Origin of the sequence: Streptomyces sp. SolWspMP-5a-2 (assembly GCF_900091845.1) — a bacterium.
Lineage (GTDB): Bacteria > Actinomycetota > Actinomycetes > Streptomycetales > Streptomycetaceae > Streptomyces > Streptomyces doudnae.
On record NZ_FMCI01000098.1, the window covers coordinates 1 to 9,311 of the forward strand.

5 protein-coding genes and 1 pseudogene are annotated in these 9,311 nt (G+C 73.9%); 2 read left to right on the top strand and 4 right to left on the bottom strand.

What is annotated here, in order from left to right; all coding sequences use genetic code 11:
* The 3 genes and pseudogenes from GA0115242_RS09430 to GA0115242_RS09440 all read right to left on the bottom strand — a co-directional run.
* Positions 1-270 (bottom strand): annotated as a pseudogene (locus tag GA0115242_RS09430) (hypothetical protein); the annotation flags it as partial.
* The gene (locus GA0115242_RS09435) at positions 267-1,217 is read right to left on the bottom strand and encodes a chlorinating enzyme (protein WP_093826552.1); all 951 of its coding nucleotides are present in this window, start codon (positions 1,215-1,217) and stop codon (positions 267-269) included. The gene GA0115242_RS09435 and the pseudogene GA0115242_RS09430, both read right to left, overlap by 4 nt.
* Before the next feature lie 47 nt (positions 1,218-1,264).
* The gene (locus GA0115242_RS09440; RefSeq protein WP_256089395.1) at positions 1,265-3,082 is read right to left on the bottom strand and encodes a non-ribosomal peptide synthetase; all 1,818 of its coding nucleotides are present in this window, start codon (positions 3,080-3,082) and stop codon (positions 1,265-1,267) included.
* 560 nt (positions 3,083-3,642) lie between these two features.
* Between GA0115242_RS09440 and GA0115242_RS09445 the strand changes: the two genes are divergently transcribed.
* The gene (locus GA0115242_RS09445) at positions 3,643-5,403 is read left to right on the top strand and encodes a PP2C family protein-serine/threonine phosphatase (RefSeq protein WP_093826554.1); all 1,761 of its coding nucleotides are present in this window, start codon (positions 3,643-3,645) and stop codon (positions 5,401-5,403) included.
* 48 nt (positions 5,404-5,451) lie between these two features.
* Here the strand turns inward: GA0115242_RS09445 and GA0115242_RS09450 are convergent, their stop codons facing one another.
* Entirely contained in the window at positions 5,452-6,840 is a 1,389-nt protein-coding gene (locus tag GA0115242_RS09450; protein WP_093826556.1) for a ParB/Srx family N-terminal domain-containing protein, read from the bottom strand.
* A gap of 614 nt (positions 6,841-7,454) precedes the next feature.
* Here GA0115242_RS09450 and GA0115242_RS09455 point away from each other — a divergent pair.
* A partial coding sequence (locus GA0115242_RS09455) for a sensor histidine kinase (RefSeq protein ID WP_093826557.1) occupies positions 7,455-9,311 on the top strand: 1,857 nt, incomplete at its 3' end.

The window sequence follows — 9,311 nt, forward strand, 5'->3', positions numbered from 1 at the left end:
CGGGCGCAGCGCCAGCCGTCTGCCGACGGCGATCTCCAGCGCGGTGGGCCGCTCGGGCGCGGGGGTCACCGTGACGCCGGGCAGGTCGAGGGCGTCCGCGATGCGGTCGAGCAACTCCTGCGTCGCGGGAAGGAGTTCGGCTGGGATCTCCTCGGCGGGGGCCACCCGTACCCGGTCCGGGAGGGCGCGGGTGAGGGAGGCCGTGTCCAGCAGGGCGCGGGCGAGGGCGGCCGGTGAGCCGTCGTGGGCGGCCGTTCCCCGCGGCCTCACCTGCCGACCGGGGTCTGGGTGACGAACGGGTGGTCGCGGGTGGTGCGTTCGGCGGTCCTGTTCTGGCCGTGGGTGTCGGCGCCGCTGACCAGGACGGTGCCGTACCGGTCGAGGCTGACCCGGCCGCCGTACTCCTCGATGGCGTCGGTGCCGGGGTAGACGGCGACCGAGGTGGGGACGTAGCGGGAGGCGAAGCCCATGCGCATGTCGCGGGTGCGGCCCTCGTGCGGGTGCGAGGCGTGCATGAGGGTGGACCAGAACATGATGAACTGACCGGCCCGCATCTCCATGGAGACGGCCCTGGACTCGTCGGGTTTCCAGTCGGGGTCGATCTGGAGCTCGCGGTAGTCGTAGCCGAAGAAGCCGCGCCGGACGCCGTCCTTGTCGACGTCGTTGTTGCGCTCCGGCGCGTAGTGCATGCGCTTGGTCTCGTCGTAGTACATGGTGCGGTGGGTGCCGGGGATGAACTGGAGGCAGCCCATCTCGGCGCTGGCCTCGGTGAAGGCGCACCAGACGGTGATGGTGCCGCCGAAGTCGGAGCCGCCTGGCCACTGGATCTGCGGGCTCCCCGAGGCGTTGGCGAAGGTGTCGGCCTGGTGCCAGTCGGTGCCCTCGTCGCCGGGGTGCTTGGGGAAGAACTCGGTGCGCCAGCAGAGGACGTCGGGGCCGAGCACGGAAGCGACGCGGTGCACGATCTCCGGGCGGGTGATGTGGTCGGCGAGGAACGGGTGGTCGAGGTGGCGGTCGTAGTTGGAGATGTTGGTGGCGGCGGAGACGGCCGCGTCCTCGCTGTAGACGGCGGCGCTCCGGTCCAGGAGTTCCAGCCGGGTGCGGCCCCAGCCCTTCTTGATCTCCTCGGGTCGGTACAGCGTGAAGGGGCCCGCGTAGCCGTCGCGGTGGAAGGCGGCGAGGTCCTCGGGGCTGAGCGAGAAGTCGGGCTGGGTCATGCGTCCCTCCGGGGTGGCTGGGGCGGGGTGGGGCGGGCCGCCGGGGTTCAGGGGGTGGCCAGCGCGGTGTCGATGTGGCGGGCCAGGGTGGCGACGGTGGCGCCGTCGATCAGGACCGTGATGTCGAGGTCGGTGCCGAACGCGTCGTTGGTCTCGGCGAACATGCGCAGCAGTGAGAGGGAGGTGCCGCCGAGGTCGAAGAAGTCGGTGTCCCTGCCGACGTCGGGCAGGTCGAGGACCTCGCGCCAGATCCCGGCGATCCGCGCCTCGGTGGGGGTGACTCCGGCCTCCGGTGCGGTGACGGCGACCGGGGCGAGCGCCGCCGCCGGGTCGGGCAGCCCGCGGCGGTCGGTCTTGCCGTTGCGGGTGAGGGGCAGTTCGGGCAGGACGACGTAGCCGGAGGGCCGCATGTGCGCGGGCAGGACGGCGGCCGCGCGCTCGCCGAGCCGGGGCGCGAGGTCGGCCGCGGGGGCGTCGGAGGCGACGTAGGCGAGGATGCGGACGTCGTCCTCGCCGTGGTCGCGGGCGACGGCGACGGCCGCGGAGACGGCGGGGTCCGCGAGGAGCACCGCCTCGATCTCGCCGGGCTCGACCCGGTGGCCGCGGATCTTCAGCTGGTCGTCGGTGCGGCCGAGGTAGCCGTAGCCGCCGTCGGGCAGGGCGACCACGCGGTCCCCGGTGCGGTAGCAGCGCCGTACCGTCCCGTCCGGGCCCGGCAGTTCGAGGAAACGTTCCTTTTCGAGCGCGGGGCGGTTCAGGTACCCCCGGGCCAGCCCGGCGCCCGACAGGTACAGCTCGCCCGGGGTGCCGTCGGCGACGGCGCCGCCGTCCTCGTCGAGCACCTGGAAGGCGAGGTCGGCCAGGGGCCTGCCGATCGGGCTGCCGGGCCGGGCGCAGTCGGCGGCGGTGAGCGGCCGGAAGGAGGCGTGCACGGTCGCCTCGGTGATGCCGTACATGGTGACCAGGCGCGGGCGGGTGTCGCCGTGCCGGTCGAACCACCCGCGCAGCGAGCCGGGTTCGAGCCGCTCGCCGCCGAACACCACCCAGCGCAGGTCCGCCAGGGGCGGTACGCCCGCGGCGGCCAGCCGGGCGAACGCGGACGGCGTCTGGTTGAGGACCGTCACCCGTTCCGCGCGCAGCAGCCGGAGGAGGTCGGCGGGCACCCGGGCGACCGCGCGCGGCACCACGACGAGCCGCCCGCCGGTCAGCAGCGGGCCCCAGAACTCCCAGACGGAGAAGTCGAACGCGACGGAGTGGAAGAGGGTCCAGACGTCGTGCTCGTCGAAGCCGAAGAGGTCCCGGGTGACGTCGAACAGCCGCACCACCTGGCGGTGCTCGACCTGGACGCCCTTGGGCAGCCCGGTGGACCCGGAGGTGTGGATGACGTAGGCGAGGTCGTCGGGGGCCGGGGGCGTGCGGCGGGTGGCGGCCGTCTCCCCGGGCGGGGCCGGGGTCGCTTTCCCGTCCGCGCGCTCGTCCTCCGACAGGACGACGAGGTCGGGTACCGAGCCGGTGAATCGTTTTGCCAGGGCGGTGGTGGTGACGAGCGCGGTGACGTCGGTGTCCTCCAGGGTCCAGGCGATCCGCTCCTCGGGATACTCCGGGTCCACCGGGACGTAGCCGGCGCCCGACCTGACGATGCCCAGCAGCCCGACCGCGAGCGCGCCGGTGCGCGGGACCAGCAGGCCCACCAGCGAGCCGGGGCCCGCCCCCGCCTCCCGCAGCCGCCCGGCGACCGCCGCCGACCGGAGGTCCAGCTCCCGGTAGGTGAGGTCGCCGTCGTCGGCCGTCACCGCCACCCGGTCCGGGAACCGAGCGGCGGTCTCTTCGAACAGCTCAACGAGTGTGCGTTGCCCTGACTCCACTCTGCATCCATCCTGTGCGACGGAACGGAAGACGGCACCGTGAACCCCGCCCGGGGGCACGCGCCGGAATACGACGGTTCTCGGACGGGCGCACCACAAAACCGGGCCAGGCGTCCCGTGTCTTTTCCGGTACGGGCGCCCCGGCCACGGTTGCTCATCTTCATCGGGCGCCACCACCTGTGCAAGAGGGCCCTGCGGTAATTCCACGTCCCGCCGGGGCGAGCGGCAATTCAAGCCACCCGGTCTCCAATTCCCCCACCGCGTCGGCAGGGCGCTGGGCAGGGACGTTACGGGTGTGAAAGACCGCGACCCATGGTGACCCTGTCACATGACGCGACATCGACTTCACGTCGATCGGCGCCTTTGCCGATTCTGGCGGAATCAGGACTGCAATTGTTTCGCGCCGACGGTACGGAAAACGACTTCCGCCCCTCCGCCGTAAAAGCGCCCGTTTTCCCCGGAGCGGGCGTGTCGTGCCGGGCGTCCTGCTCGCTCCGTGTCTGATGGTGCTGGCCGAGACCGAATGTGCGAGGGGCGTCAGCCCGGAGGATGGTGGAGGTATGGCGGCCCGCGAGAAGCCGGAACAGGACGCCCGCCCGCGGCACGACGTCCGCGCCCTGGAGGAGCTGCTCGCGTCGCAACGCCGCAGGATCGGCCGGTACACCGCCCGCGCCGACCGGCGGACGTCGCGGACCCCGCGCCCCCACCCGAACGGCGGCGGCAGCGGCCCGGCCGACGTGACCGCCGAGGTGGCCGCGATCGGCACCCGGGACCTCCTGGACGCGCTGCCGCTGGCCGCGCTGCTGATCAGGGTCGTGCGCGACGGCGGCGGCCGGATCGCCGACTACCACTACGTCACCGAGAACGAGGCGGCCGTGCGGTACGCCGACGCCGTCATCCCGCGGGAGGCGCGGCCCCCGTCGGCCCTGCGCCCGGTGCCGCTGTTCGACCGGTTCCCGAGCATGGCCGACACCCCGGTGCCCCGGATGCTGCGCGACGCCTTCGACAGCGGGCGCCCGCAGGGGCCGGAACCGGTCGAGTGGTACCTGCCGCTGCCGGACGGGCAGGCGGTGCGCATCCACAACGAGGTGACCGTCACGCGCTGCGGGGAGCATCTGCTGCTCTCCTGGGAGCGCGGCCACCACACCCTGCTGGCGCGCGCCGCCCAGCAGTTGGCCCGGGTCTGCTGGGCGGAGTGGAACCTCGGCGACGACACGGCGCAGGGCTCGGAGGGGCTCAGACACGTCCTCGGCCTCCCCGCCGACGCCCCCGTCCCGACGCTGCCGCAGCTCGCCGCGATGACCACGGCGGGCGGACCCGACGCGCTCCACCGGGCCCTGTACGACGTCTTCCTGCGGCGTCGGCGCGCCGCCTGCGACCTGGTCCTCGCGGACGACGGGCGGGTGCTGAGCTGCGTCGCCGAGCCCGTGTGGCTGCCCGGCGGCCCGGTGTGGAGCGTGCGCGCGGTGATGATGGACGTCACCGGTGACCGCAGGGCGCGGGAGCGGGCCGCCGCCGCCGAGCTGGACGCCCAGGCGCAGCGGGCCCAGGTGCACGCGCTCGCGGACATCTCGGGGGCGCTCCGGGACGCCGTACTGCCGCACTTCGAGGGCGAGTTGAGCCCCTACGGGCTGGAGGCGGCGGCCGTGTACCGGCCGGACTCGGGCTCCGGGGTCGGGGGCGACTGGTTCAAGGTGCGGGTGCTGCCGGGCGACCGGGTCCTGATCGCGCTCGGCGACGCGCGCGGCCACGGGCTCCAGGCCGTCACCCTGATGGCGAAGCTCCGGTACGCGCTGGCCGGGCTGAGCTTCACCGGCCGGAAGGTGGAGCAGCTCACGGCGTGGCTGAACAACGTCGCGTGCGACGACGGCCGGGAGTCGACGGCCACCGCCGTCATCGGCCGCTACCACCCGGAGCGGTGTCTGCTGCGGTGGACCTGCGCGGGCCATCCGCGTCCGGTGCTGCTGCGCGACGGTCGGGCGCGCGTCCTGTGGGAGGCGCCGGGCGCGGGCGGGCCGCCGCTCGGGGTGGTGCCCGACCAGGAGTACCGGGCGACGGAGACGGTGCTGCTCAAGGGGGACGTCGTCCTGCTGTACTCGGACGGGCTGGTCGAGCGGCGCGCCCATGACCCGGACGCGGACACCGCGCGGCTGGTCGAGGAGGTGGCACGGGCGGGCGGGCACGGGGTCGGCGCGGGGCCCGCGGCGCTGGAGCGGTTCGCCCAGACCGTGGTGCAGGCCCTGACGGGACCGCGGCAGACGGACGACGCGACGCTGCTCGCCTTCCGCCATCTGCACGGCGAGCCGGACCGGCCGCGCTGAGGCGCGGCCGACGGCGGGTCGTGCGGACGGACGCCGCGGTGGGGGTGGTCAGGCGCCCTTGGTTCCGTTGACCAGCACCGGGCCCTTGAAGGTGTTCGCGGTGCAGCCGGGTCCCGAGAGGGTGACGGCGGCGGAGCGGGTGCCGATGACGGAGAGTGCGCCGGTGACCGAACTGCCGCAGATGTGCACGGTGTCGGCGCCGACGGTCTGCACCGCGCCGGTGATCTCCGAGCCGTTGACCACCAGGCTCGCGCCGGGGGTGACGAGGACGGCGCCGGTGAGCCGCGCGTTGTCGAGGCAGGTGGTGCCCGAGGTCACCAGCAGGGCGCCCGCGCGCTGTCCGGTGACCGTGCGGGGGCAGGCGGGGGTGGCCGGGACGCGGGAGCGGTAGTCGAGGGAGAAGGCGAGCTTGCCGGGCTTGCTGTCGGAGAGCGGCACCGCGAGGTCGCCGAACTCGCCCTTGGTCTCCTTCTTGCCGCCGTTCCACTCGGCGAGGCGGCCCAGTTCGGCGGCGGTGCGGCCGCCCGCGACGACGGTGTCCGCGGGGAGGTCCGTCATGGCCTTCGAGGCGTCGCGCACGGCGTCCAGGTAGGAGGGGAGGGAGGTGAGATCGTAGCGGGACAGGTCGATCCGGTCGCGCAGCCAGCCGCCCCAGAGGAACTCCAGGAACTCCGCGGAGCCGTCGGCCTGTTCGTAGCCGATGCCCCGGGTGAAGTAGACGAGGCTGCGGTAGCGGTCGTCGTGGAAGCGGGACAGGCCGAGCCGGGTGGGGAGTTGGGAGACCGTGATGGCGCGGCCGTTCTCGTCCTTGAGCCACACCCAGTTCTGGGCCTGCATCCGCTTCCAGAAATCGGCGGTGGAGAGCCCGCTGAGGTTGGCGCTCACGCGCAGCCGGATCGGCGTCTTGGGGCCGCCGTCCGCCGCCTCCCAGAACGAGGTCAGCGAGTGGTGGCCGTCCGTGAGGTAGAGCGCGCCGCCGGGTCCGACGACGACGGTCTTCATCTGCGCGAGGCTGTCGGCGGTCTCCTGCCCGAGCGGGATCGTGCAGGTGAAGGAGGACGGGTCGGTGAGGCGGGCGTCCGCGTCCACGGAGGCGGCGGCGCCCTGCCCGTTGGTCTCGCACCAGTCGTCGAACCGCTTGTTGATCTTGCCGCGGTCCTCGTCCTTGGTGGAGCCGTAGCGGCCGAGCTTGTAGAAGATCTGGTCGTAGCCGAGGGACGGCTGGGTGGGGCGGAGCTGGTCGAGGGTGACCTCGATCAGGTCGCCCGCGCGCGCCGACGCGGCGGCGGGCTGCGCCGCCGCCGGGGTGCCGCCGAGGAACTGGCCGACGAGGAGCGCGCAGGCCAGCACCCCCGCTCCGCGTACCGTGCCGCGCCCTGCCGGACGGCGGGACGGGACAGAGGTTCTGGCGGGCCGGACGCGGGCCGAGCCGGTCATGGACACTCCTACGGCGGTCGGGAGGGGAACGGGCAGGGGTGAAGAAGGGGGTGCTTCACGCCTCGGTGTCCTCATCCAGCCAGCCGTACCGCCCGGGGAGGTGGCACCGAGGTGGCGGAGCGGTGTCCACCGGGCGAACGTGCGGGTGGCGCGGTCCGTTCCGGGTCCGGCGGGAGCCGCCGCGCGCACCGGCTTCAGGGATTCTCCTAGCCGCCGGTCCGCGGGTCCGCGGGTCCGCGGGTCCGCGGGTCCGCCGGTCCACGGGTCCGCCGGTCCACGGGTCCCCGGCTAGGAGAATCCCTAGAGAGGGCCCGGCCGTTGAACGCTGCGGACGGCCCGGATCATCACCTTTCCTCCACAGGCCCCGGATTGACTTGCGGTCAACCCGAGGGCGGTATCCGGCCACCGTCCGCGCCCGGAAGCCGCGCCGCACCGCGTGTGCCCTTCTCGCGGAGACGGTGTGCCCGTCCACGCACATCACCTCCATCGACTCGTACATTCACCGTCCGTGACCGGCGCATAGGATCCTGGCCGCCCCTCCCCCCACATCCCCCATCCCAAGGCGTCTTTGTGTCTTCGATGTTCAGCCCCGGTTCCCGGGACGGAGCCGCGCCATGAGAATCAACCGCCGACTGGCCCTGCTCGTCACCGCGCCGCTCACCGTGGCCGTCGCCTTCTCCGGACTGGCCCTCGCGCCCGCCACGAACCAGGCGCTCCAGGCCCACCGGCTCACCGCGATGGTCGACGCCGCGGCCGTCGCGGCGGACCTCGCCGACCGGGTGCAGCGCGAACGGGCCGCGGCGACCGCGCTGGTCTCGGGACAGGGGGACGCGGACGCCTTCCGGAGCGCCGCCGACGCGACCGACGGGCGGGTCACCGCGTTCCGCGGACAGGCCGCCGACCTCGCCGGGGTCCCCGGCAACGCGCGCCGCGCGCTGGAGCGCATCACCCGCTCCCTGGGCGAACTGTCGTCCCTGCGCTCCCAGGTCCGTTCCGGCTCCACCACCATCTCCGCGCTCGCCTTCCGCTACCGGATCGTCGTCGCCGACCTCAACGGCTACCGGGACGGCATCGCCCAGGCCGACGGTGTGGACGCCTCGGTCGCGGACCGCATCCGGGCCGCCGCCGCGCTCTCCGAGGCCGCCGAGTACACCGCGCAGCAGCAGGTCACGGTGGCGCGGGCGCAGGCGGCCGGCGGCTTCACCACCGCCTCCCGGCGGACCTTCGACGCCGGTCGCCTCGGCTACACCGAGTCCCTCGGGGTCCTCTACGACCTCGGGCCCGGCGAGTGGCGCACATGGCTGGAACGCACCCTCTCCGGTCCGAAGGCGCTGACGGTGCGCCGGTACGAGGACGCCATCGGCCGCACCGGCTCCAGCGCGGACATCGACGTCACCCCCCAGCAGTGGCAGCGGGCGTCCGCCGACCGGCAGGACCTGCTGCGCTCGGTGCAGAAGCGGGTCGACGCCGATGTCCTCGCGACCGTCTCCGACACCAGGACCGCGCTGGTCAGGAACGCCGTGCTGGAAGCGCTCGTGGTGGTGCTGACGCTGGTGGGCGCGGTCGTCGTCACCGTCCGGCTCGGCCGGGTCATCGTGCGGCGGCTGCGTGACCTGCGCAACGCCGCGCACGAGGTCGCCCACACCGGCCTGCCCGCGGTGATGAGCGAGCTGTCCCGGCCCGGCGCGCTGCGCGGGGCCACCCCGGAGCAGGTGGCCGAGCGGACCGGCGCCCCGGTCGCGGCCGTCGACGGGGACGAGATCGGGGAGGTCGGCGACGCGTTCAACGCCGTCCACCACGAGGCGGTCCGGCTCGCCGCCCAACAGGCGCACACGCACGCGCAGTTCGCCGAGACCCTGGTCGGGGTGGCGCGCAGGGGCGCGCAGTTGACCAGCGTCATGGTCTCCGAACTCGACACCGTGCAGCGCGACGAGGCCGATCCGACCCGGATGCAGCACCTCTTCGCCCTCGACCATCTCGCCGTCCGGATGGAGCGCAACACCAACAACCTGCTGGTGCTGGGCGGTTACGGCAACGCCCGGGTGCGGCCCGACGACGTCGACTGCTCCACCGTCGTGGTGGCCGCCGCCCAGCAGATCGAGCGGTTCGAGCGGGTCACCCTCGGGGTCATCGAGTCCGACGTGGCCATCGCCGCGCGGGCGGTCCACGACGTGGCGCACATCCTGGCCGAGCTCCTGGACAACGCGACCCGGTTCTCCCCGCCGGAGACCCGGGTCGGCGTCACCGTGTGGCGGCTGCGGGACCGGGCGGTCGTGCAGGTCGTCGACGAGGGCGTCGGGATCTCGGCGGAGCGGCGGGCGGTGCACAACGCCGCGCTGCGGGAGCCGCAGGCGGGCATCGGCGACGTCCGCTTCATGGGGCTGCACGTGGTGGCGCGGCTCGCCGCGCGGCACGGCATCGTCGTCGAGCTGCGGGACTCCTCGGGCCCCGGCACCATCGCCGAGGTCACC

Bases quoted from the DNA above. Each gene is read 5' to 3' on its own strand.
- GA0115242_RS09450 (WP_093826556.1), bottom strand. From the start codon at position 6,840: ATGACCGGCTCGGCCCGCGTCCGGCCCGCCAGAACCTCTGTCCCGTCC.
- GA0115242_RS09445 (WP_093826554.1), top strand. From the start codon at position 3,643: ATGGCGGCCCGCGAGAAGCCGGAACAGGACGCCCGCCCGCGGCACGAC.
- GA0115242_RS09435 (WP_093826552.1), bottom strand. From the start codon at position 1,217: ATGACCCAGCCCGACTTCTCGCTCAGCCCCGAGGACCTCGCCGCCTTC.